Origin of the sequence: Acinetobacter sp. 1294596, from assembly GCF_000582925.1 — a bacterium.
Lineage (GTDB): Bacteria > Pseudomonadota > Gammaproteobacteria > Pseudomonadales > Moraxellaceae > Acinetobacter > Acinetobacter radioresistens.
Genome location: NZ_JFCC01000006.1, coordinates 25479 through 49060, shown reverse-complemented (window position 1 = coordinate 49060; position 23582 = coordinate 25479). Strand labels below are relative to the sequence as shown.

At 41.6% G+C, this 23582-nt stretch carries 20 protein-coding genes; 10 read left to right on the top strand and 10 right to left on the bottom strand.

The window, feature by feature from the left end; all coding sequences use genetic code 11:
- Positions 1–5 precede the first annotated feature (5 nt).
- Positions 6–1193 carry a chloramphenicol efflux transporter CxpE gene (gene cxpE, locus J502_RS04220; RefSeq protein WP_005406648.1) on the bottom strand — a complete coding sequence of 396 codons (1188 nt, stop codon included), beginning with the start codon at positions 1191–1193 and terminating at the stop codon, positions 6–8.
- Between the two features lie 137 nt (positions 1194–1330).
- Here cxpE and purM point away from each other — a divergent pair, with 137 nt between their 5' ends.
- Together purM and purN are read left to right on the top strand one after the other, a co-directional pair.
- Complete coding sequence (gene purM, locus J502_RS04215) at positions 1331–2401, top strand: phosphoribosylformylglycinamidine cyclo-ligase (protein ID WP_005406685.1); 1071 nt, start codon at positions 1331–1333, stop codon at positions 2399–2401.
- Between the two features lie 6 nt (positions 2402–2407).
- Positions 2408–3040: a phosphoribosylglycinamide formyltransferase gene (gene purN, locus J502_RS04210; RefSeq protein WP_005404404.1), complete on the top strand. Its 633-nt coding sequence runs from the start codon at positions 2408–2410 to the stop codon at positions 3038–3040.
- A gap of 60 nt (positions 3041–3100) precedes the next feature.
- Here purN and J502_RS04205 read toward each other — a convergent pair whose 3' ends face one another.
- Positions 3101–3898: an alpha/beta fold hydrolase gene (locus J502_RS04205; protein ID WP_005406539.1), complete on the bottom strand. Its 798-nt coding sequence runs from the start codon at positions 3896–3898 to the stop codon at positions 3101–3103.
- Positions 3899–3915: 17 nt separating this feature from the next.
- A complete protein-coding gene (sppA, locus tag J502_RS04200; protein ID WP_005406676.1) occupies positions 3916–4932 on the bottom strand; it encodes a signal peptide peptidase SppA in 1017 nt (338 codons plus the stop codon).
- 129 nt (positions 4933–5061) lie between these two features.
- On the opposite strand from sppA, the gene J502_RS04195 reads away from it, so the two are divergent.
- Positions 5062–6012 carry a lysophospholipid acyltransferase family protein gene (locus tag J502_RS04195; protein WP_005404401.1) on the top strand — a complete coding sequence of 317 codons (951 nt, stop codon included), beginning with the start codon at positions 5062–5064 and terminating at the stop codon, positions 6010–6012.
- Here the strand turns inward: J502_RS04195 and J502_RS04190 are convergent.
- From J502_RS04190 to J502_RS04180, 3 genes are all read right to left on the bottom strand, one after another.
- A complete protein-coding gene (locus J502_RS04190; RefSeq protein ID WP_034683205.1) occupies positions 6005–8446 on the bottom strand; it encodes a DNA internalization-related competence protein ComEC/Rec2 in 2442 nt (813 codons plus the stop codon). The two genes, J502_RS04195 and J502_RS04190, sit on opposite strands and share 8 nt — an antisense overlap.
- 84 nt (positions 8447–8530) lie before the next feature.
- Complete coding sequence (gene lolD / locus J502_RS04185) at positions 8531–9214, bottom strand: lipoprotein-releasing ABC transporter ATP-binding protein LolD (protein WP_005406729.1); 684 nt, start codon at positions 9212–9214, stop codon at positions 8531–8533.
- Positions 9207–10442 carry a lipoprotein-releasing ABC transporter permease subunit gene (locus J502_RS04180; RefSeq protein ID WP_005019271.1) on the bottom strand — a complete coding sequence of 412 codons (1236 nt, stop codon included), beginning with the start codon at positions 10440–10442 and terminating at the stop codon, positions 9207–9209. Before J502_RS04180 ends, lolD begins: the two co-directional genes overlap by 8 nt.
- 25 nt (positions 10443–10467) lie before the next feature.
- On the opposite strand from J502_RS04180, the gene J502_RS04175 reads away from it, so the two are divergent.
- A complete protein-coding gene (locus tag J502_RS04175; RefSeq protein WP_005019270.1) occupies positions 10468–11040 on the top strand; it encodes a PilZ domain-containing protein in 573 nt (190 codons plus the stop codon).
- 9 nt (positions 11041–11049) lie between these two features.
- Here J502_RS04175 and J502_RS04170 read toward each other — a convergent pair whose 3' ends face one another.
- Entirely contained in the window at positions 11050–11976 is a 927-nt protein-coding gene (locus tag J502_RS04170) for a DMT family transporter (protein ID WP_081403943.1), read from the bottom strand.
- Positions 11973–12443 (bottom strand): YaiI/YqxD family protein, encoded by a 471-nt coding sequence (locus J502_RS04165; protein WP_005406784.1) that lies wholly within the window; start codon positions 12441–12443, stop codon positions 11973–11975. Before J502_RS04165 ends, J502_RS04170 begins: the two co-directional genes overlap by 4 nt.
- Positions 12444–12733: 290 nt before the next feature.
- On the opposite strand from J502_RS04165, the gene J502_RS04160 reads away from it, so the two are divergent.
- Positions 12734–13678 carry a hypothetical protein gene (locus J502_RS04160; protein WP_034683204.1) on the top strand — a complete coding sequence of 315 codons (945 nt, stop codon included), beginning with the start codon at positions 12734–12736 and terminating at the stop codon, positions 13676–13678.
- 38 nt (positions 13679–13716) lie between these two features.
- Positions 13717–13866, top strand: coding sequence for a hypothetical protein (locus tag J502_RS16915; RefSeq protein ID WP_005406714.1), 150 nt, complete (start codon positions 13717–13719; stop codon positions 13864–13866).
- A gap of 67 nt (positions 13867–13933) precedes the next feature.
- Here the strand turns inward: J502_RS16915 and serC are convergent, their stop codons facing one another.
- Positions 13934–15013, bottom strand: coding sequence for a 3-phosphoserine/phosphohydroxythreonine transaminase (gene serC, locus J502_RS04155; RefSeq protein WP_005406869.1), 1080 nt, complete (start codon positions 15011–15013; stop codon positions 13934–13936).
- 445 nt (positions 15014–15458) lie between these two features.
- On the opposite strand from serC, the gene J502_RS04150 reads away from it, so the two are divergent.
- The 4 genes from J502_RS04150 to J502_RS04135 are packed head-to-tail and all read left to right on the top strand — an operon-like array spanning position 15459 to position 20331.
- Positions 15459–16967, top strand: coding sequence for a TolC family protein (locus tag J502_RS04150; protein ID WP_034683203.1), 1509 nt, complete (start codon positions 15459–15461; stop codon positions 16965–16967).
- Between the two features lie 18 nt (positions 16968–16985).
- On the top strand, positions 16986–18116 hold the full coding sequence (locus J502_RS04145; protein ID WP_005406526.1) for an HlyD family secretion protein: 1131 nt from the start codon (positions 16986–16988) through the stop codon (positions 18114–18116).
- The gene (locus J502_RS04140; RefSeq protein ID WP_034428982.1) at positions 18116–19246 is read left to right on the top strand and encodes an ABC transporter permease; all 1131 of its coding nucleotides are present in this window, start codon (positions 18116–18118) and stop codon (positions 19244–19246) included. The genes J502_RS04145 and J502_RS04140 overlap by 1 nt, the downstream gene beginning before the upstream one ends.
- Entirely contained in the window at positions 19243–20331 is a 1089-nt protein-coding gene (locus J502_RS04135; protein WP_005406653.1) for an ABC transporter permease, read from the top strand. The genes J502_RS04140 and J502_RS04135 overlap by 4 nt, the downstream gene beginning before the upstream one ends.
- A gap of 47 nt (positions 20332–20378) precedes the next feature.
- Here J502_RS04135 and gyrA read toward each other — a convergent pair whose 3' ends face one another.
- The gene (gyrA, locus tag J502_RS04130; RefSeq protein WP_034683202.1) at positions 20379–23336 is read right to left on the bottom strand and encodes a DNA gyrase subunit A; all 2958 of its coding nucleotides are present in this window, start codon (positions 23334–23336) and stop codon (positions 20379–20381) included.
- Between the last annotated feature and the right edge of the window lie 246 nt (positions 23337–23582).

The following is a 23582-nucleotide window of genomic DNA, read 5'->3' as shown; positions in this document are numbered from 1 at the left end:
TATCGTTATTTAGTATCAATATGAACTGTCTTTTCAGTATCTTGCGACTTTTCAAGCTCAATATCAAGACTTACCTGTTCGGCATCTATAATGAGACTGTCCGTACCTTTATCTCCCATCAGATTAGGTGGACCATAGAATGTACTGTGTTCATAGCATTCACGTAAATGTCTAAGCAGTACTACAATCACTGCAGCCATTGGCAAAGCAATGAGCATACCGAAGAAACCAGCTAGCTGTGCACCGGCCAACACAGCAAATACAACAGCAACAGGTGATAAACCTATCTTATCACCGAGCAGAAAAGGCTGCAGGATATAGCCTTCTACCGCCTGACCCACCATAAAGACGACACCAACCAGAATTAGCTGGGTCCAGTCCAAACCGAACTGGAACAATGTCGCAATGACTGCGGCAATAATCCCTACAGCAAAACCCAGATAAGGAATAATACTGGCAAGCCCGGCAACCATCCCAATGATCAGCCCGACTTCAAGACCAATCAGCTGTAAACCTACTGCATAAACAATTCCCAGCAGGATCATGACCAAGAATTGCCCTTTAACGAAGGCACCTAATACATTATGGCATTCATGAACTACCTGAATAGTATTTTTTTCATAAGGCCGTGGAATCAGGCGACGCATACTGTTCAGCATCCGGTCCCAGTCCAGCAGAAAGTAAAAAGCAATGATTGGTATCAGAACAATTGTACCGCCAATCTGGATGAAATTTAATCCGGATTGCGCCAGACGTAGCAACATGGTCTGAATGCTATCTGCACTATAATTGGTCTGAATATAATCCATGACTACAGTAGAAATCTGTTCAGTATCAATTTCCATCTGCTCGACATTAAATGTGTTAGAAACCCAAGGCAAAAAGGTCGCGTTTAACCAATGTATACCTGCTGGAATACTGTCACGCGCATAAACCAGTTGCTGCCAGACCAAAGGCACCACATACCAGATTGCCAGTACCAGGAGAATACCAATTCCAATAAAGACAATACTGATCGAGAGCCAGCGCGGTAAATGATATTTGTGGAGCCATGCCACTAGCGGACTAAACAGATAAGCAATCAGAAAGGCCATTAAAAATGGTATGACTACCGGTTTTAGCAGGTAAAGCACCCAAAGTAATAATGCAATCGCCGCAAGAATAAAAATACGACGTAAGGTACGGTCGACCATGGAAACACGCCTTTTATAAGTATCTAATCATTATGAAAAAAGAAATATTTTAGTAAAATAGCATTTTAGAGCATAAATAACATAAGAGTTTCGTATATTCAGGTTATAATCCCCCGCGCGAACGCGGAGACTTCATTATGAGCAACTCAACTTCTACCCCAAATACTGGTTTAAGCTACAAAGATGCAGGTGTCGACATTGAAGCGGGAGACGCATTAGTCGATCGAATCAAATCTGTCGCCAAGCGCACCTCACGTCCTGAAGTGATGGGCGGACTTGGTGGTTTTGGTGCACTTTGTAAAATTCCTAAAGGTTATGAAGAACCTGTTCTCGTATCTGGCACGGATGGTGTGGGTACCAAATTACGTTTAGCACTGAATTTAAACCGTCATGATACGATTGGTCAGGACCTGGTGGCAATGTGCGTAAATGACCTTCTTGTATGTGGTGCAGAGCCATTGTTCTTCCTTGACTATTATGCAACAGGCCATTTAAACGTAGAGGTTGCTGCAAATGTTGTTACAGGAATTGGTGCAGGTTGCGAACTTGCTGGCTGTGCGTTAGTAGGTGGTGAAACTGCTGAAATGCCAGGCATGTATGAAGGTGAAGATTATGATTTGGCAGGTTTCTGCGTAGGTGTAGTTGAGCAAAGCAAAATTATTGATGGTTCTAAAGTTAAAGCTGGTGATGTACTGATTGGAATTGCATCTTCAGGTGCGCACTCTAATGGCTACTCTCTGCTTCGTAAAATTTTAGATGTAAAAAATGTTGACTTAACTCAAATCGTTGATGGTCGCCCACTTGCAGATACTGCAATGGAACCTACCCGCATTTACGTCAAGCCAATCCTTGAATTACTCAAACAGGTTGATGTGCACGCAATGGCACACATCACAGGTGGCGGTTTACCGGGTAACTTACCGCGCGTACTTCCAAATGGTGCTCAAGCAGTCATTAATGAATCTTCTTGGGAATGGCCAGAATTGTTTAAACTTCTTCAAAAGGAAGGTGGTGTTGAACAATTTGAAATGTACCGCACATTTAACTGTGGCGTAGGTATGGTATTGGCTGTTGATGCGGCAGATGCTGAGAGAACGGTTAACACGCTGAATAACCTCGGCGAAAAAGCATGGATAATGGGTCACATTGTTGACAATGCTGAATCTGTTGAGGGTGCAGATGAAAAAATTCGTGTGATCTTCGCGTAATTTCATATGATTAAAATTGCTGTACTCGTTTCGGGCAGTGGCTCTAATTTACAGGCCCTGATCGATGCCAAACTATCAGGCCAAATTGTTGGTGTACTGTCCAACCGGCCTGATGCTTATGCTCTAGAACGTGCTAAACAGGCAGGAATTAAGACTGCTCTTGTTGAACATAAACAGTATCCAAGCCGGGAAGCATTTGATGATGTTATGCATCAGCAGCTGCTTGACTGGGGAGTTAATCTGGTCGTGCTAGCAGGCTTTATGCGGATTTTAAGTGAAAAATTTGTCAAAGCCTGGGAAGGGAAAATGCTGAATATTCACCCTTCCCTGTTGCCTTATTATAAAGGTATGCATACTCATCAGCGTGTAATTAATACAGGTGATGTATATCATGGCTGTACAGTTCATTATGTGACAGCTGAATTAGATGCGGGTCAGGCACTAGCGCAGGGAATACTTTCGGTTAAAAGAACTGATACAGTTGAGACTTTGGCAAACCGTGTACATGAGTTAGAACACCTGGTTTACCCTCAGGTGGTTGAATGGATCTGTACTGGCGCCGTTCAGCATTTAGAAGATGGCTCTGTACTTTATAGAAACTCTCTACTAACTGAACCAGTGCAGTTCTGCAAGTTATAATACAATTTATGCCAATAAAAAAAGCGCCCACATATAGGCGCTTTTTTATTGGCTCATCATTTATGCATGGATCAGCTGTTTTACCAGTCGGCCCACCTCAACAGGATGTTCTAACGGGAACATATGGCCGCCCTCGGCTATGCTAAAAGAAATACCGATTTTTTTCTTGACTACGTGTGGAAAACGCCGCTTAAGAAAAACACTTTGATCTCCGACCACAAGATGTACTGGTATTTTCGGTTTTGCCATCGGTAACCACCAGAGCGAAGGATTCTTCCTAAAGATTTCTACTTCATCATTTTTAGGGATAGTCAGAGTTACGCCACCCCTTACCGGATCTTCAGTTAATGCATATTTCAGATAGGCCTGAAAACAGTCTGCATCAAAATCTTTATAGAAACCTTTAGTGCGAAGTAACTTGCCTGCCTGCTCGCGCGACTCCCAATGATCACGTCGCCGCACCGATAACCCTGCTGGAGTCATTTGATCTACCAGTTGGGGTTTAAAGCATTTAGCCATATGGAAAACAAAAGATGCTTTTCCCACAATCAACGGCGGGTCTAGCATAATGACCTGTAAAAATAACTCGGGACGTTGATAAGAAGCCATCATCGTGAGAACTGAACCTAGCGAATGTCCAAGCCCGATAACTTTGCGACCATGAGCCTGCCGAACGATGCTGTCGATGATCTGCTCTACCAGATGAGGCCAGTGATTGGTAATTGGATAACGTTTATCTGGGCCAATCAAAGGCACATAAATAATATCGTATTCATTACGCAACTGTTCAAACAACTTTTCATAAACTTTTGAAGGCACGCCATTGGCATGTGCAAAGTGTATTAATGGCTTCGTCATATATCCCTTTATGTTCATTATTGCAGCTTGGTATCCTGCTGAATTTTAAGTTGCTGGGTAACTGATTCACTAAAGCCCTGGCCTATTTCAGAACCTACCCGGCCAAGTACCGATTCAAATGGGCTACGCTGAACTGTATAATCCAGAACATTATCCAGTTTAAGCTCACGTTTAAGACTGTTCATGCTTCCGGTACGATCTGCAACGCCCAGTTTAACTGCCTGCTCACCGCTCCAGAATAATCCTGAAAAAATTGCAGGGTCATTACTCTTCAGGCGCTTGCCACGACCTTCTTTTACAGCAGCAATAAAGTGACTATGCACATTGTCCAAGACCGCCTGTACATGCTCCCTCTGTGCAGGATTGACTGGTTTAGTCATGCTCAGAATATCTTTATTGTCGCCTGAAGTTAATGTCCGGTCTTCAACACCCAGTTTCTGCGCAAGGCCCATCACCCCATAGTTTGGCATAATCACACCAATTGAGCCGACCAAACTGGATGGATTAACCCAGATTTCATCAGCAGCCGAAGCAATATAATAAGCGCCTGAGGCTCCCATATCACCAATTAGTGCATATACTTTCTTCTCAGGATACTGCTGTTTGTAATAGCGAATTTCCTGCCAGATCTCATCTGACTGGACAGGTGACCCCCCAGGTGAATTGATATTGAGCACAATTGCCTGACTGTTTTTTGCTTCAAATGCACGTTTCAAGGCTTTATTGGTATCTTCACTATTTACGGAACGGTCACTAGAGTCAATCGTACCAATAATATCGATCACAGCCAGATGAGCATTTGAACTTGAACCTGCCCCACTGGTAGTTGCTGTAGTACAGCCCCTACCCATCATGAGCAAAAGCAATAGAATATAGGCAAAAGTCAAACACTTAAAAAATATTCCCCAGCGACGGCTACGGCGCTGTTCTTCAACAGAAGCCAGTACAGCTTTTTCTAGTATCTGCCACTCTTTACCGCTTCTGCTGTCTGAACTTGGAACTTCATTATTAGGTTTTGGCGGCCAATCCGACATATATATTTATCCGAAAAGTAAAATATCTTCATTATATACACTGGAAAATGAAAAACTGTCTAAATAAAGCTTTTTAACTTATAATATTTTTTCTTTTACGTTTGTTAAGCAGAATCCTACATTTAAATAATGACTAGCTCAAATTCCCAGCCTTTATCTTATCGTCTTTTGAAAATCATTAGTCGCCAGCCTATACGAGTATCACGCTTTATTGCTCGTATACTTGCAGGTCTGGTGAATACTTTAAAACTGTCGAATACCTCAAAAACAATAAATCTGAATCTGGAGATTGCTTTTCCATATCTGCTGACCGAAAAGCGTAATCAGATTATTCGTCAGGCTATACGTAATGAAATACAGTCATACTTTGAATTTTTTAGTATTTGGGGCTCAAGTACAGAGAAGAATATTTCAAGAATTCATAAAATTGTAGGCGAGCATTATTTTCATCAGGCGGTGGCAGCCAAAAAAGGATTAGTCCTGATCGTTCCGCACTTTGGCACATGGGAGATTATGAACTCCTGGTGTTCGCAATATACATCAATGACCATTCTCTATAAACCGGTCAAAGACCCGTATGCAGATCAGTTCGTCCGCGAAGCGCGCAGCCGTGAGCAGGCCAATCTGGTTCCTACAGATGAAACTGGTGTTCGCCAGATTTTTAAGGCGCTTAAACAGGGAGGCACAACTGTTATCTTGCCTGACCATACACCAAATGTGGGTGGTGATCTGGTAGAATACTTTGGTGTACCCTTAGCCTCAAGCAGCCTGAGCGCCAAGCTGATTCAAAAAACTAAGGCCAGTACTTTGCTTCTTTACGCCATCCGTAATGAACAGGATGGCTTTAATATGTTTATTGAACCAATTGATGAGAAAATTTATGAAGGCAGCGCTGTAGAAGGTACCCAAGTTATTCATCATGTGATCGAAGATTTGATTACACGCTATCCCGAACATTACCACTGGAGCTATAAACGTTTTAAGGCTCACCCAGAATTACGCTCCATTTATACGCTTGATAAAGCTGAAGCACTACAAAAAGTGGATCAGCTGCGGCAGCACAACAAAAATCTTACTTAATCTTTAACCATTTCCACTGCTCTCTATAGAGAGAGTAATTTATTTGTTCATCAGCTTCTTGATAAAATTCAATATTACCGGTTTGGGCAGTTAAAAGAAGTGGAATATCAAGTGCCTTTAGACATACCTTAACTTCTTTGGTCGGGTGACCATAACGGTTATTCTGTCCTGCTGAGGCAATTGCCAGCTTAGGATGCAAATATTTTAGAAAACTGTAAGCAGAACTGTGCTTACTGCCATGGTGACCCAATACTACTACGTCGACTTGAAGTTCGGGATACTTTTTCATGAGTTCATATTCAGTTGGCCAGCCAGCATCTCCCATAATCAAGAAATTCCGGTAAGGCTGGGCCTGGTTTAATTGCACATATAACACACATGAATATTCATTCGGATTGGCTTCTACCATTGATGGGTAAGTATTTAAGCCAGGTGATAGTACCTGGACCTTAAAATTCTGATAAGACCAGCTTTGTCCTTCCCGGCATGGTGATGACTGTTTTATATTCCATGTTTCAGGTAACTGGGTATTGGCTATTACTTCATCGATTTTAATTTTTTGGCTTAATGGTAAGAGTGCCCCGCTATGATCCTGATCCAGATGAGTTAATAGCACCCGATCTAAGCGAGCTATCCCTTGGGAAAATAAAAATGGTGCAAGAATTTGCTGGCCTATACTGAATTTGGTTTCATCATAGTAACCGCCTGTATCTAACATTATTTTTTGCTGACTACTCTGAAGTAGAATGGCTTGGCCCTGCCCTACATCTAAAACGGTTAACTTAAAATCCGAGTCTGGTGCCCTACTCGTAAAAACTGGTACAAAACATAACAGCGCCCAAGCTTTAGGAATAACAGATCGAGGCAGATATAAAATAATCAGGCCGATACTGAGGCTCACAATAAGCAACGGTGTAAATGCAATTCCCTGTAATTGGGGATTAAACAGATGGTCCAGTATTTCTAATATCCACAAGCCTAAATTCAAGCCTAAATCGCTACAATGAAATAAAAGCAGGCCCAAAGGAGAAATGATATAGGAAAGACATGCAGCCAGTATATCTAGCGGCACTACGACAGCACCTAATAATGGAATGACAAGAATATTGGTCAATGGCGCAATCCAGCTTACCTGTTTGAAAAAAATCAGTACTAACGGAAAGAGAGCAATAAAAATTTTCCCTTGTGATTCAATCAGTAACTTTCCAGCAGTTAAAACTCTTTGCTTCCAGTTAAAAGCCGGTTGGGCAGGCTGCCGATCTATACTTTCATAAATGCGCAACAGAATAAAACAGGCCCCGAAAGAAAGCCAGAAAGCTGCCGAGAGAACACTAAAAGGATCTATCCATAATAGTAAACTGGCACTTGCCAGCAATAAGCTTAATGCCTGGATTTTTTGTCTTAATAAAAGCAGGCTACTCCCTAGCAGAGTAATGAGCAGTGTTCGTAGTGCCGGAATCTCGAAACCGACAAAAGCGCTGTAAAGTAATACACAAAAACAGAAAGGAAAAACCAGCAGATAAGGGCGAGGCAAGCTTAAATAGAGTTTTGGACCATACAGCCGTATCAGGGTTTGCAATACCCAGCTGACCAGAGCTGCGAAAATTAATACGTGTGGGCCAGAAATTGCCAGCAGGTGACTGATTCCCAGCCGCTGAAATTGTTCTTCTGTTTCAGAGGAAAGTAAGCTTTTATCACCTGTAAGAAGTGCTAAAATCAGGCCTTTATTTTTCAGTGTGCTATTTTGAATAAAAGTACGAAAATGATAGCGCTGCCGCTCCATCAGTAATAGAAGACCATTGATCCAACCCTGTTGATTATTCAGATATTGATTAAAACCAAGCCGGTAAACTGCCTCATGGTCCAATTTCTCTATTTTCCAGATTTTTACACTGGCCATGATATTCTGCTGAATAAACCATTTTTCCTGATCAAATACTCCCGGCATGGCATATCCATGAGCAGGTATGACTTCCCCATAAATCCGGTAATATTCTCCTAACTCAAATTTTATAGGTTGCTCAGGTATATTTTTAAATGTGAGCCACCATTGAACAGGCTGTTTTTTCTGGTCAAGTACTTCCACTTTTTGCCTGATCTGCTTCTCAGAACGCTCATCAATATGTCGGATATAAACAATTGCCTCAATATTTCTTGTTTCTGTTTCCCTGTTATCTAGACGTTGTTCTAGCGCATGGTCAGCGTAGCGATAACCCAATGTGCCTGTCAGGATGCCCAAGGCTAGAATAAAAACTGCTCTAGATAACCATGGAATCGGATGGTGCGACTCTAGCTTACTATATTGATACCAATATAATAGCCCTGAACCTACGCTGAAGATCATCAGTACAGGTAACAGAAAAACAGGTAAGTTAAAAGTTTTCCCCATGACCGAGATTCCAGCAATCCAGGCCAATAAAATAATTTTCCACATGATTTTTATATTTATAACTTATTAAAATAATTAAAGCCCATACTGATGGGCTTTAACAAGGTTAATGATCAGATTATCTCCGACTTATGCGTTCACCCATAAGCCATCCTGCATATGCAGAATTGAATCGGCAGCTTGGGCCAGCTGCTCATCATGAGTCACAATCAGCATTGCCATGTTCAATTCCTGACGCAGTTCGCTTAATAACTCAAAGATACCTACAGCAGTTTTACGGTCCAGGTTACCTGTCGGCTCATCAGCCAGCATTAAAGCAGGTTTGGTTACCAATGCCCGCGCCAAAGCTACACGCTGACGCTCACCACCAGATAATTCGCCTGGTTTATGCGTTATCCGGTGTGACAGGCCGACCCGTTCCAGCAAGTATTTTGCTTGCTGTTTGGCTTCTTTAAACTGTGTATTTTTGCGCAGCATCAGGGGCATTGCTACATTTTCAAAAGCAGTAAACTCTGGCAGTAAATGATGAAATTGGTAGACAAACCCAAGATACTGGTTACGCATAAAACCACGTTCAGCTTCACCTAAATTGTCAAAGCGCTGTCCATTTAGAAACACCTCACCCTCAGTTGGCCGGTCTAGCCCCCCTAAAACATGTAGTAAGGTACTTTTACCAGAGCCACTGGCTCCAACAATCGATGTAAACTCACCCGCCTTGATCTCTAAAGATAAGCCTTTAATCACCTCTACGGTTGATTTCCCATCCGTGAAATGCTTATAGATATTACGGGCTTCAAGTACTGTATTATTCATAACGTAAAGCCTCGGCAGGTTGAATTTTAGCTGCACGCAGTGCCGGATAAATAGTTGCCAGAAAGCTTAAAATCAGAGACAGACTGACGATGACTACAACATCCTGCCATCTGAGATAAGAAGGCAAATAATTAATAAAGTAGGCATCAAACAGGTGCAGGCCAAAAGCATTATTTAGCCATGAAATAAAGCTGCTGATACTTGAGGCAAAAATAATTCCTAAAATTGCGCCTGATACTGTCCCGATGACTCCAATTACTGTTCCCTGTACCATGAATATACGGGTAATGGTAGCGGGTGACGCACCTAGTGTTCTTAAAATAGCGATATCAGATTTTTTATCGGTCACTACCATGACCAGAGAAGAAACAATATTAAATGCAGCAACCAGAACGATTAGAAACAGGAGCAGGCTTACCATCGCTTTTTCCATCTGGATGGCACTAAACAGGTTCCCATGAGTATAGGTCCAGTCCGAAGCATAGAAATTCCCTGGTAATTCACGGGCAATCGAGCTAGCTACCTGAGGTGCACTGAAGATATCATCCAGCTTCAGACGTACACCCTGAGCACCATCCGGCAAACGTAACAAAGTCGAAGCATCATTTAAGGCAATATAGCCCATCATGGAATCTACTTCAGCTCCAATACTGAAAATGCCCACAATTTTGAAACGTTTAAAGCGAGGCACAACCCCTGCCGGTGAAGGTGTGGCTTCAGGCAATACTAAAGTGACACTGTCATTCAGCCCGAGGCCGAGTGCATCTGTCATCTGTTTCCCCAGCACAATACCAAATTCACCTTTTTTCAGGCTATCAATGCTTCCCTCAACCATATGGTCCTGAATAATAGAAACCTTTTTTTCATATTGAGGTTCTATTCCGGTTACCATCAGACCTGCAACTTGACCTTGTGCAGTTAGCATACCCTGTAACTGGGTAAATGGTGCTGCACCAGTAACATGTTCGTGGCTCTCGACTTTTTTTGCAAGTTCGGGCCAATCTGTTAAAATCTGGGTTGAAGAAACTGTGGCCTGAGGTATCATGCCCAAAACACGGTTTTTTAACTCTCGGTCAAAACCATTCATGACAGACAGAACTGTAATAAGAACTGCTACACCCAAGGTCAGGCCGATCATGGAAACTAAAGCAATAAAAGAAATAAAGTGATTACTACGCCGTGCGCGAGTGTATCTCAACCCTATATACAGCGAGATTGGTTTAAACATACCATCTAGTCCGAGGTAATTCATTATGGAAACATTACAGCATCAGGGTGCTTCGAACGAACGTCGCGTGATGTCCCGCATTGATGCTGCTTTAAGGATTAATTATCAGATTATCTCTGATGATGTTGCTCTTAACGATCCTTACGACCCTAATTTTGTATTGCCGCGTTATTTTCTACTACTTGCAGAATTAGATCAATTTGATCATGCTATTAACTACGAATTAGAACAATTAAATCAAAAAGATCAACAAATTGCTAGAATACTATCCTTATTTAACCAGAAAATGAATCTGATTACAGGGTCTCTTTATGACGCTATCGTCCAGACCATGCTACCTGTGCCTGAACAGGTTAATATTTCAGAAAGTGGAATTAGTTTTTATACAAATCAACAGCTTAAAGATGGAAGCTATATTCATTTAACATTAAGTCATCCTGATAATTTCTTTCATGTAGCAACAATTGCCCAGGTGGTTTATAGCAAGCCCAAGGATGAAACAGGCTTCCGGACAGGAGCTTATTTTGTGACACTGCATCCTCAAGATCGTGCCAAGCTTGCTGAATGTATTAACTCTACTCAAGGTGTAGCAAGCTAGACTAAAGTTCTAATTACTTTTAATTTTCTTGGCAAGTTCACGACTTGCCTTAATATCACGATAAAAGTAAAGAAAAAGTCCTGATAACAGTACAGTAGCGCCCACAAAAATCATGACTGTAAGTTTTTCATGATTTAATACTGAACCAATGAGAATAGCCAGCATCGGTGTCATGACGTTGGTTAAAGACAGAGTAGTTGCCTGAATGTTCTGGACCAGTTTGAAATAACAGAACATTGCAACCAGAGATGCCATAATCACCGTATAGAATAAAGCCATTAACGATTTGGTATCTGGAATATGGCTCGGTGCATACTGCCAGATGAAAGGAAGCAGCAGCATACAACCGAGCACGGACACGATAATCGAACCAGTCGCCTGTGCCATTGGTTCAACCTGCGCATTTACTTTCTTTACCCAGAAAATAGATAAAGCATAATTAAAAACACTCAGCAACATCAGGAGAATGCCTACAGGATGAACCTGCTGGCCTGTATTTCCTCCCAGACAAATAATCGAGAGCCCTGCTACTGCGATCCCCATTCCAAGCCATTGCATACTATATAAATGCTGCTTAAATAAAAAACGGCCAATTAACCCTGCCATAATTGGTGCTAGCCCAAACATCAATGCAATAATGCCTGAACTGAGATAACCTGTCGCTGCATAGGTAAAAATTTGCGAACCAATCAAGCTAAAGGAACCCGCGATATAACTGTGCAGCGCTACTTTATGAATGGGAAGCTTTACTCTGAGCAAGAGCAGCAAAAGAGCTGCTAGTGGTAAAGCTATAAAAAAACGAATGACCATTGCCCACATGACATGCAGATCATGGACGCTCCAGACGATTGCCAGTAGAGTTGTAGCCCAGATGAATACCAGAATAGTGTAGGTAAACACAATATTGCCGCGAGAGACCGGCACCTTCTGATTCATGAGGCTGTCTTACGCTTCTGCTTTAATATGGTCTGATCCAGGCTACTGGCAAACTCACGTTTATCTCGGTCTGAAATAGGTGGTGGGCCACCTGTCTGAACCCCAGCTCCGCGCAAGGTATCCATAAAGTCCCGTAAATGCAACCGCGCTTTAATATTAGCTGTAGTGAAAATCTCTCCACGCGGGTGAATAGCGATACCCCCCTTTTCGATGACCTGTGCGGCCAATGGAATATCTTGTGTTACCACAATGTCATTACTTTGCATCCGATTGACAATTTCCTGATCGGCTTGGTCAGCCCCACCCATGACCTGAATCGAATTAATACGTACTGATGGAGTAATCCCGACATTCTGGTTTGCCACAAAAGTTACTTCAAGCTGATAACGATCTGAAGCCCGCATAATCACATCACGTAAAATACGCGGTAGAGCATCCGCATCAATCCATAATTTAAAGGGCAGCACCTGAAAACTCCGTAAGTATAAGATTCTCAGTTTAACAAAGTTCAGTTATTTTTTAGGAACAATCTTTATAAATTATCCTTTATTGCCATATTCTTCACCCTACTGATTGCAAGTCTTTAACAGGCATTAAAACGTACCAGATCTCTGGTCTTTATTTACAGTTTAGTTTCAGATAAATTAGTTTTGCTCCAAATGCTGAATTTAGAAGTAAAAGAGCGTAATGATGGGCTTGAAAAATACAAGTTACCCTCGATTTAATAGATATACTCACGCGATCCCTAATAGTGCATATGAATAATCAGAACAGCCAGGAAATTATCCTGATCGATGATCAGAATTTTGGTAGTCACGTTGAACACTGGAATTTATTAACTGACCAGCCTGAAACTGAAGTCCCTAAATGGTTAGGTGTGTCACTTGACTCACCGATGATGCCTATGGGTTTATGTCAGAATGAGCAGGAAATGGATGCCTCTGTCTGGCTGATTCAAGGTCCGGATAAATCACCTGTTCGTCTAGCACAAATTATTGCAGTAGAAAATAATAAGCCAAAAGCACTCAAGACTGCATTTCCTGTATTTGATAGTCCTTATCGCTATAATGCAAAAATAGAGCGTATTATTAGTTGTAAATCAGGTACTCAGGCAGTTCTGCGTCTGCAACTTGGTAATAATCCGAATACTGTAGTGTATGCATTTGACAGTTTATACAGTGTTAATCATCAGTGTTATGAAAAAGGTCAAAGCTATCAGGTTCAGCTTAATGCTTGGGCATATGAACTTGAAGCTGTTTCTGCTCATGAAGAACTGGTAGTCGATGACCCGGCATCGATTCGTCAGCACCGGGCATTAAATGATATTTTACAGCAACATAATGGTGTTGCCCCAGCCAATCTTCAGGAATTGATTGATGCATGGGAACCAAAGTCTGAAGAAGATACTGCGCCTGTAACAGTTGATTTTTCTAAAATGGTGGCCTATCTGTATGGAGAGACAATCGGTCAAGAAGATGAAGCCTGGTTTCAAGGGAATATTGTAGGCAAGACCAGTATGCAGTTTATGGACCAGGATTATACTGTTTATGATGTAACGCTTATTTTAGAAGAAAACACACCAGCTACTCTTATCCGGATCGCGACTCGCAATAAACAGTACGAAAACTTTGAAATTGGCCAATATATTCGAGGCAATATCTGGATTCAGGCGAATATTTATGCTAAAACTAGCAGCAATTGATAGGATTTAAAAAATAATAGCATTATTTAGGCTCCTTGATGAAAATCATTCCAGAACAGACGACTACACGAATTGTTGAATATAGCGGTCTACGTATTAAAGTTGATACGGGAGCCTTATGTTTTTTTCTTCTCGGTATGTTTATTTCTGCCATTATTATTCATCAACTGGGCATAATCCAATTCTAAAATTTTTATTCATTAATGAAAAACCCTCTAGTTTATAGAGGGTTTTTTATTAATTATATGTATCAGTTTAAGCATTGCGTTTGGCAAAGTCATCCATAAAATCAACTAATGCCTGAACACCCTCTAATGGTACAGCATTATAAATGCTTGCACGCATACCACCTACTGAACGGTGACCGGCCAGATTTAATAGATGGTTTTCTTCAGCTTCTTTCAAGAAAAGTTTTTCCAGTTCCGGATTTGCCAGAGTAAACGGAACATTCATGAGTGAACGGTTTGCTTCTGCAATCGGATTCGCATAAAAATCACTGACATCAATATAACCATACAGCAGTTTAGCTTTTTCCAGATTAATTTTATGAATTGCTTCTACACCACCCTGCTCCAGCAGCCACTCAAATACCAATCCAGATAAATACCAGGCATAGGTTGAAGGTGTATTTACCATAGAGCCATCTTTAGCTTGCGCTGAATACTTCAAAAGACTTGGAATTTCAGGTTTAGCCTGATCGAGCAGGTCATCACGTATAATAACCAGAGTCAGACCAGCAGGACCAATATTCTTCTGTGCACCCGCATAGATCAGTCCAAATTTGGAAACGTCCAGCGGCGCAGATAAAATACTTGAAGAAAAATCAGAAACCAGTGGCGTATCTACCTCAGGAACACTTGCAAACTGTAATCCACCAATGGTTTCATTATCTGCATAATGCACATAAGCTGCATCTTTAGATAGGTTCCAGTGAGCCTGTTCACTAATCGCCAGTTTGCCATTCACCGTTGTGCCAGCTTGTATTACATTAATATCGCCATAACGCTGTGCTTCTTTATAGGCTTTTTCAGACCAGATACCTGTAGAAATATAGTCGGCCTTATTATTTTTACCCAGTAGATTTAGCGGTATAGCAGAAAACTGTAGGGAGGCACCACCTTGTAAAAATAAAACTTTATAGTTTTGAGGAATGTTCATGAGTTTACGCAGGTCTGCTTCCGCCTTTTCGGCAACAGCGACATAATCTTTACTTCGATGGCTCATCTCCATGATGGAAACGCCTTTACCCTGCCAATTCAACAGTTCCTGTTGAGCTTTTTCTAAAACAGCAGTAGGTAATGCAGCAGGACCAGCACAGAAATTGTACGCGCGCATGATTTTTCCCTTCAAAAATTAAAAAAAATAAAATCAAGGCATTTAATCATATATTGGCAAATGATGCAGTAAATTCTCGAACCGATATTTCAATACTTACTTAAAGATAGAACAGTTTATTCAATAAAAATAGGATGTTAGTTTAATTAGGAACTCATATAATAATTCAACCTTTCTAAAGTTTATTTAAAAAATCATAGAGAACTATTTATCAATACATTTGTAGATTAAATACTAAAAAGATTATTTGCTTTTAGCCAAATTCTCTGCAATTTTATATAATATTAAAATCAGATTTACCTGATAAATTTTATTTTAAACTATAATATAAAGGATAAAGCCAAACTCTAGTCTTAAAAGACAACTTCAACAGAAACAATGTAGTAATAGAAATATTGATATAAAAGATTAAACTACCTAGAAATTTTGAAAAGCTGTTTAATATATGCAGATTTTAAGAAAATTAATATTCAGATCTTCTGATTTAAAACTAGTTCCTCACTATTTTTATAAAATAGGTTTTATTACAACTTTCCTATTATATACAGGAACTGGCTTTGCACAGACGTTTAGTTATGAACAAGCTGAACAATATATCCTTCAAAACTCTTATAGTTCACAGGCAAGCATGGCTTTGCAGCAGGCTTCACAGTTAGAAGCTGAAGCCACTAAAGGTTTAGGCTTACCCCGCATTGATTTAAATGTACGGGCCTATGCCTTTCATAATGAAATTGATCTTCCCCTCAAATCTGTAAAAAATAACCTTGAACAAACCCTTTCACAGGGTGTGAATGAGCGTATCGACCAATGGCAAGGAGAAAATGGTTTACCTACAGATATTACCGACCCATTACGTAACGGTATCGGACAAGTTATTCATGGGGGCATTGGCCTTGTACCGGATACCGCAAATGTTGTGCTTGAAGATGAAGTGGTACGCCCAACTATATCATTGATGGTGCCTTTATATACGGGCGGGCTTACCCAAAGCGCCAAACAAATTGCTAATATTCAGGCACAGCGTAGTCAGCTTGATACCCGGCAACAACAGGATATACAACGCTTTGAAATCATTCAGGCATATTTTAATACTCAGTTACAGCAAGAATTGAATGGCATTAGCCGTACTAATCGTGATGCAATGCAAAATCATTATAATAATGCCCTCAAGCTGGAACGTGCCGGGTTTATCAGTAAAGGGCAGCGCATGCAATTTGAAGTTGCCCGCAATAATGCCGAACGTGCCCTGCAAAATAGTCAAGCCAATCTTGAGGCCAGCCGTTTTCAATTACAGAATTTACTTAAGCAGCAAACTGTAGACAGTCTTAGTACGCCTTTGTTTATAAATTCACAGCAGTCACCGGTTCTGGCTCAACTTATGGCGACTTATCCTGAACAATCCACTCTCATTCGCAAAATGCAGACTGATACACTATTAGCTGAAGAAAATGTGCGTGCTCAAAATGCTGCAAAGAAACCCAGTATTTTTGCTTTTGGTGAATACAGTTTAGACGAACAGCAAAATTGGATCATAGGTATGGCTGCCCGTTATAATCTGTTTTCGGGTATAGATAAACAGAAAAAAGTGCAAGCAGCGGAACTACAACGTTACGCCGCTGGTCTTGCTACCGAACGCACCAAACAGGAAATCGAGAATATTCTGTTCAAATCTTATAGTGAATTAACCTCTGCGCAAAACAGTCATCGACTGTTACAGCAAAACATGCGTGCTGCTCAAGAAAATCTTCGTATACAGGAATTATCATTTAAAGAAGATATGGGAACAGCCACCCAAGTCATTGATGCCCAAAACAGTTTAAATATTTTAAAAGGTGAAATGGCTTTAAATGCTTATAAATATGTTATTTCACTGGCAAGTCTGTTACAGGGTCATGGCTCGATTGAACAGTTTAAAAGCTATATTCATCAACCTGATACAGTCTATATTCGCTAAGGTCGACAGGATATGAGTATGAATGAAGAAAAAAAACTACCTGCACAAAATACTGCATCTTCTCAAGATAATATTCATGAGCCAGCCGAGCCGAGTCAAACTGAGCCAGATTCTGCTGATACCGAACAGAAGCTTGCAACAAGACAACGGCAGCCTCAGCATAAAAGAGCCTGGCTTAAACCTGCAATTATTATATTGGTTATTATTTTACTGGCTACTATTGCGTTTGGATTATGGAAAAGTTATCAGCCACAAGATATTGAAATTCAAGGCCGGGTTGAAGCAGAAACAATCTATGTCAGCACCAAGGTCCCTAGCCGTATTGAAGAAATTTATGTATGGGAGGGCCAGAAAGTAAATAAAAACCAGCCACTGGTTCGTCTGTTTAGTCCCGAAGTAGATGCAAAAAAGCAGCAGGCCTTAGCAGCACTGCAGTCTGCTCTTGCTTTACAGTCAACTGCTGAACGTGGCTCTCAAGAAGAAAATATCGCAACCTTATATGCTAACTGGCAAAGTGTTAAAGCTCAGGAGCAGCTGGCTCGAACGACCTATAAGCGTGGTGAAAACCTGTATAAGGAAGGAGTAATTTCAAGGCAGCGTCGTGACGAGTTGTATGCTGCTCAAGTTTCTGCACAGGAGCTGACTGAAGCAGCCTATCAGCAATATGCGCGTGCCAAACGCGGCAGTACTGAACAGCAGCGCTCTTCAGCAGATGCACAGGTCGATATAGCCAAAGCAGCGGTAAGTGAAGCAGAAGCTTTAGAGGCAGAGACCAAATTATACGCACCTGTTAGTGGTACAGTGTCTAAAACTTATGGTAAGCCAAGTGAACTCGTTGCGATTGGCGTGCCTGTAGTCAGCCTGATTCAGGATGGCAGTTTATGGGTAAGCCTGAACATCCGTGAAGATCAGTATACACAGATTTATAAAGCCCAAAAACTGGAAGGTTTTATTCCGGCACTTAACCGGCGGGCAACTTTCAATATTGAGAATATTGATGCAGAAGGTGAGTTTGCCACTATTAAGACTACCCGGCAAACTGGTGGTTATGATATTCGCAGTTTTAAAGTACACCTGACACCTGCCCAGCAGATTCCTGATTTAAAAGTTGGCATGAGTGTTCTTTTTAAGATTAAAGAGGACCACTAGTGTTGTATGGAATCTGTCGTGAACTGAAATATCTACTCACCCACCGCTGGGATTTATGTCTGGTCACAGTGGCGCCACTATTTATTATCATTTTATTCAGCAGCATGTTCTATCAGGGTAAGCCTGAGCATTTGCCTATTGCAATTATTGATCAGGATCAGAGCCAGCTCAGCCAAAATATTGATAAATATCTGTCTCATAATAGTGCGCTAGAAATTGCAATTGTTTCACCTAATCAAGATGAAGTTGAACGCCTGCTGAACCAGACAAAAATTTGGGGATATGTGATTATTCCGGAAGGCGCAGAGCAGCGCCTGGTTCAGGCACAGGATAGCGGGATTGCAATAGCATTCAACCAGAGTTATTTCAGTATTGGAAATACTATTTCTTCTGCCATGCTGATTGGTACATTAGAAGCAATCGCAGATTTTATGGGCAGAAGCTATCTGGCCAATCAACTGCCCTATCTTGAGGCTCCTACTCCCCATGTAAAGATTTCACCTTTATATAATCCGGGACTGAGCTACGAATTTTATCTGGAACCTTTTATGGTGCCGGCCATTTTACACTTGTTGCTGTGTTGCTGTGTTGCATTTGCAGTCGGCCAAGAACTCAAAAACCGGAGTGTTAAAAGCTGGGTACATCATCAAACGATTTTTAGTGCACTTATTTCTAAAAACATAACCTATGTAATTATTTTTACAGCTTGGACTTGGTTGTGGATGTTTTGGCTTGCTGGTATCCGTGGCTGGTTTATAGCTGGACATTTATGGTTAATTTTACTTGGCCAAATCCTGTTATATAGTGCTTACGCTTTGATTAGCAGTACTGTGGTACTTGCTACGCAAAATCTAGCAAAGTCATTTGGTTTTATTGCAGTTTATGGCGGGTCTTCCTTAAGCTTTGCTGGCGTTACCTTGCCTTTAAATAATGCCCCACTTTTTACAAAATTCTGGGCAAATATTATTCCTTATACCCCTTATGCCAAACTACAGACAGAACAATGGGTAGTCGGTAGCCCGCTTACTGTGTCATGGCTTCCTGCACTGATACTTGCGGTCTATTGTGCCTTCTATGCAGTAATCAGCTATCTGCTTTTGAAAAAATATTTAAAAGGAGCGGCCCTATGAAGCAGTTCCTGTATTTTTATTTAAAAACATTTAAGGATATTGCCAGTAATAGCTCAATTTTAACTACCCTCATTCTTTCTGTGTTTTTCTATAGTTTTTTCTATCCAACTGCTTATAAAGCTCAGACAGCAGAAGCTTTACCCATTATTATCGTAGATGAAGAACAAAGTCTGGTTACTTCCAGTATTATTACTGAAGTTGCAAAAAGTCCAAACGTCAAAATCCAGGCAATAACCGGAAATTTCGCTGAAGCGAAATTAATGATCCAGAAACAGCAGGCAGATGGAATATTATTGCTGCCGGATCAGCTCTCCAATAGTATACGCCGCGGCGAGGTAGGAGGTATCGGACTATATTTAAGTGCAGCTTATTTTCTAAAAACCAAGCAGATTGGTTTAGGCCTTGCAACTTCTGTCGAAAATGCTATTGCTCAACAGGCTGAAAAATTTGGTGAAATTGCACATTTTTCTCCTGCTGTACCTATACATCAGATTCCTTTATTTAACACTCTCTCTGGCTATGGAAGCTATATTTTTCCAGCGATTGCGCCATTAATTATCCATCAAACTATTGTTCTGGGTTTAAGCATGTTAATTGCAGGCTATCGGGAAAAACTGTGGCGCCCAGTAAAATCCGAAGTATCTGGTCTATTTTTTGCCATTTTAACGATTGGTTGTCTAGGCTGTTTATATCTGTTCGGTTTTACATTCTGGTTTTATGACTATCCGCGTGGTGGTAATTTTTGGGGAATACTGCTCGGCGTTCCTATTTTTATTAGTAGTGTTATTGGCCTAGCTATATTGGTGGCTTCTTATTTAGACATGCCAGAACGTGCTGGCCATGTTATTGTTTTCACTTCAATCCCATTATTTTTACTCTCTGGTACCGCATGGCCGCACGCGGCTATGCCGGAATGGATGCAATGGCTAGGAGTCGCTTTACCCTCTACACAAGGCATTCAGATGTTTATTCAGCTTAACCAGATGGGTGTGCCGACCAGCTTGGTGCTTCCCAAAATGATTTATCTGGCTGCCTTTGCAGCCGTCTGTCTGGTTTGGGGAAATTATCGTTTAAGTTATAAATAATCACCTAATAAAAAGGACGCCGAAGCGTCCTTTTTAACTATCAGGCTTTAATCTTCTTGAGGTTCCTGATGTTCTGTTTCAGTTTTCTCAACTTCCAGTTGCTCAGTACTTTCAACTGTTTCGAAAGCTTCTACTTCATCTTCTTCAACGGCTTCAATAGAAACCACACCAACCAGTGTTTCTCCTTCGCCTAGACGAATCAGACGCACGCCCTGAGCATTACGCCCAGTTTGGGCTACTTCTGCTGCACGCGTACGGACCAGCGTCCCCCCATCAGAAATCAGCATCAGCTCTTTGGTTTCGTCAATTGCAACCGCACCCACCAGTTCACCATTACGTTCAGAGGTCTTAATTGCAATAACCCCTTTACCGCCACGTTTTTTGGTTGGGAAATCATCTACAGGGGTACGTTTGCCATAACCATTTGCAGATGCGCACAGTACTTCTCCAGTTTCTGGTACAACCACCAGTGAAACTATACGGCTGACTACATTTGAATCTGAAGAGTCTTCATCTTCCGAGTCAGTATCAGTATCTTCCGTATCCTCTGCCTGGGCAGCCAGTGCGACACGCATGCCACGCACACCTTTAGCTGAACGGCCCATGGCACGTACATCAGTTTCTGCAAAACGGATAGCCTTACCTTCGTTAGAGAACAGCATAATTTGCTGTTCACCATCAGTAATAGTCACACCAATCAGGGTATCTTCTTCATTGAGTTCAATTGCTCGTAAACCATTCGAGCGCACATTACTGAACTGCTCAAGCTCAACACGTTTTACTGTACCGGAAGCTGTGGCCATAAATACATAATAGTTTTTACGGACACTTTCGGCCTGCTGGGCAAACTCGATAATGATCTCATCATCCAAATCTGTTACAGCCAGCTCTACACATAACTGTTTTAGCTGGGTACGCAGTTCAGCTGAGAGCTCGTCAGCATTATCATCAAGCGTTGCCAATGCTGTTTCAAGTTCTGGCAAATGCACGGAAATGACCGGATTATCCTGAAGTTTTACAGTATTCGTTTTTACAAAGTTTTTAAAGGCTGCCAAGCGTTCAGTAAATTTCTTCGGCGCATCAATGACAGGTAAAATGGCAGTAATGGTCTCATTTGCATCGAGCGGCAACAAGTTAATCATTGGACGACCACGCGAACCACGTGATGCCTGCGGTACTTCAAAAACTCTCAGACGATAAACCTTACCAACATTGGTAAAGCACAGTACGGTGGCATGATTTGAAGTCACGATCAGATGCTGAATAAAATCATCTTCTTTCATTGAGGTAGCTGACTTACCCCGTCCACCACGACGCTGAGCTGCATAATCAGACAATGGCTGAGTCTTGGCATAGCCAGACTGGGAGACTGTCAATACAACCTGTTCCTCAGGTATCAGGTCTTCACGTGAAAAATCGATCCGTGATTCTACAATTTCTGTGCGCCGCGCATCACCATACTGTTGCAATACTAAAGCCAGCTCTTCTTTAATTACAGCCATTAACAGGTTGAAATCATTTAGAATCGCAGTCAGTTCAGTAATCTGCCCCAGAATTTCTGAATATTCAGCATGTAATTTATCTTGTTCCAAGCCGGTTAAACGGTTCAGGCGAAGTTCAAGAATAGCTGCAACCTGTGTTGGCGACAGGCGATAAATGTCGCGATCTAGCCCGAATGGACGACTCGGATCTTCACCTTCAATTTCATCTGGACGAATTGAAACCGAGCCTGCTCTTTCAAGCATTGCCCCGACCCCACCTGCGGCCCAATCTGCGGCAAGCAGACGCTCACGTGCTTCTGCCGGATTCGCAGAAGTTTTAATCGCATCGATAATATCGTCGATATTCGCCAATGCGACAGTCAGGCCTTCCAAGATGTGGCCACGTTCACGTGCCTTACGTAGCTCATACATGGTACGACGCGTGACCACTTCCTGACGGTGGCGAATAAACGCTGCAATAATATCTTTCAGATTCATCAGTTTTGGCTGGCCATTGTCCAGACAAACCATGTTAATGCTAAAAGAATTTTCAAGCTGAGTATTTAAAAACAGGTTATTTACGACAACTTCAGCATTTTCGCCACGTTTTAAATCAATCGCGATACGCATACCGTCTTTATCGGATTCATCACGCAGTTCAGAAATACCTTCCAGCTTTTTCTCTTTAACCAGCTCAGCAATACGTTCGATTACTCTTGCCTTGTTAACCTGATAAGGAATCTCGGTAAATACAATGGTGGTACGGCCAGTTTTTTCATCTTCTTCAAAATGATATTTACCACGTATATGCAAGCGTCCCTTACCTGTACGGTAAGCGTCTACAATCCCTGACTTACCATAGATAATGCCACCTGTAGGGAAGTCTGGACCAGAGATATACTCCATTAACCCTTCAACACTGATATTGGTATTGTCTGCATAGGCCAGACAGGCATTTACCACCTCAGTCATGTTGTGTGGCGCCATATTGGTCGCCATACCGACTGCAATACCGGCTGCACCATTAATCAACAGGTTAGGAATACGGGTTGGCATGACCTGAGGAATACGCTCAGAACCATCGTAGTTGTCTTCCCAGTCAACGGTATCTTTTTCAAGATCAGCCAGAATCTCATGGGTGAGTTTGCGCATACGTACTTCGGTATAACGCATTGCGGCGGCACTATCGCCATCGACAGAACCGAAGTTACCCTGGCCATCAACCAGTTGATAGCGCAGACTGAAATCCTGTGCCATACGTATGATAGTTTCATAAACGGCAGAATCACCATGCGGGTGATATTTACCGATAACATCACCGACCACACGGGCAGACTTTTTATAAGCTTTATTGTAGTCGTTACCCAGCTCGTGCATAGCATATAGCACACGACGATGAACAGGTTTCAGACCATCTCTCACATCTGGCAAGGCACGCGATACAATCACGCTCATTGCATAATCTAGATACGAGTGCTTGAGTTCATCCTCAATGGCAATCGGGCGGATTTCCGATACGCTCATGCATACTCCTCTTCATACCGGCGGCCTAAAAACCACAGATATTTATATATTAATCTTGCGAAAAATTAGCCTAAAAAAACTTCAGGCCAAAATTAAAAATTAGCGAATGAGTATAGCATAAAACTGCTTGGTTTTGTTTGTTTGAACATCGAGTTCTATTGAGTTATTTCAGCTATTTACTGTTCAAATAAGGAGCGTTTTGCAAGATGGCTTGACACTATTTTATTTTTTATGGTTGGCTCAAAA

Excerpts from the sequence above, each read along its gene's own strand:
- cxpE (WP_005406648.1), bottom strand. The coding sequence starts at position 1,193 with ATGGTCGACCGTACCTTACGTCGTATTTTTATTCTTGCGGCGATTGCA.
- purM (WP_005406685.1), top strand. The coding sequence starts at position 1,331 with ATGAGCAACTCAACTTCTACCCCAAATACTGGTTTAAGCTACAAAGAT.
- purN (WP_005404404.1), top strand. The coding sequence starts at position 2,408 with ATGATTAAAATTGCTGTACTCGTTTCGGGCAGTGGCTCTAATTTACAG.
- J502_RS04205 (WP_005406539.1), bottom strand. The coding sequence starts at position 3,898 with ATGACGAAGCCATTAATACACTTTGCACATGCCAATGGCGTGCCTTCA.
- sppA (WP_005406676.1), bottom strand. The coding sequence starts at position 4,932 with ATGTCGGATTGGCCGCCAAAACCTAATAATGAAGTTCCAAGTTCAGAC.
- J502_RS04195 (WP_005404401.1), top strand. The coding sequence starts at position 5,062 with ATGACTAGCTCAAATTCCCAGCCTTTATCTTATCGTCTTTTGAAAATC.
- J502_RS04190 (WP_034683205.1), bottom strand. The coding sequence starts at position 8,446 with ATGTGGAAAATTATTTTATTGGCCTGGATTGCTGGAATCTCGGTCATG.
- lolD (WP_005406729.1), bottom strand. The coding sequence starts at position 9,214 with ATGAATAATACAGTACTTGAAGCCCGTAATATCTATAAGCATTTCACG.
- J502_RS04180 (WP_005019271.1), bottom strand. The coding sequence starts at position 10,442 with ATGTTTAAACCAATCTCGCTGTATATAGGGTTGAGATACACTCGCGCA.
- J502_RS04175 (WP_005019270.1), top strand. The coding sequence starts at position 10,468 with ATGGAAACATTACAGCATCAGGGTGCTTCGAACGAACGTCGCGTGATG.
- J502_RS04170 (WP_081403943.1), bottom strand. The coding sequence starts at position 11,976 with ATGAATCAGAAGGTGCCGGTCTCTCGCGGCAATATTGTGTTTACCTAC.
- J502_RS04160 (WP_034683204.1), top strand. The coding sequence starts at position 12,734 with ATGAATAATCAGAACAGCCAGGAAATTATCCTGATCGATGATCAGAAT.
- J502_RS16915 (WP_005406714.1), top strand. The coding sequence starts at position 13,717 with ATGAAAATCATTCCAGAACAGACGACTACACGAATTGTTGAATATAGC.
- serC (WP_005406869.1), bottom strand. The coding sequence starts at position 15,013 with ATGCGCGCGTACAATTTCTGTGCTGGTCCTGCTGCATTACCTACTGCT.
- J502_RS04150 (WP_034683203.1), top strand. The coding sequence starts at position 15,459 with ATGCAGATTTTAAGAAAATTAATATTCAGATCTTCTGATTTAAAACTA.
- J502_RS04145 (WP_005406526.1), top strand. The coding sequence starts at position 16,986 with ATGAATGAAGAAAAAAAACTACCTGCACAAAATACTGCATCTTCTCAA.
- J502_RS04135 (WP_005406653.1), top strand. The coding sequence starts at position 19,243 with ATGAAGCAGTTCCTGTATTTTTATTTAAAAACATTTAAGGATATTGCC.
- gyrA (WP_034683202.1), bottom strand. The coding sequence starts at position 23,336 with ATGAGCGTATCGGAAATCCGCCCGATTGCCATTGAGGATGAACTCAAG.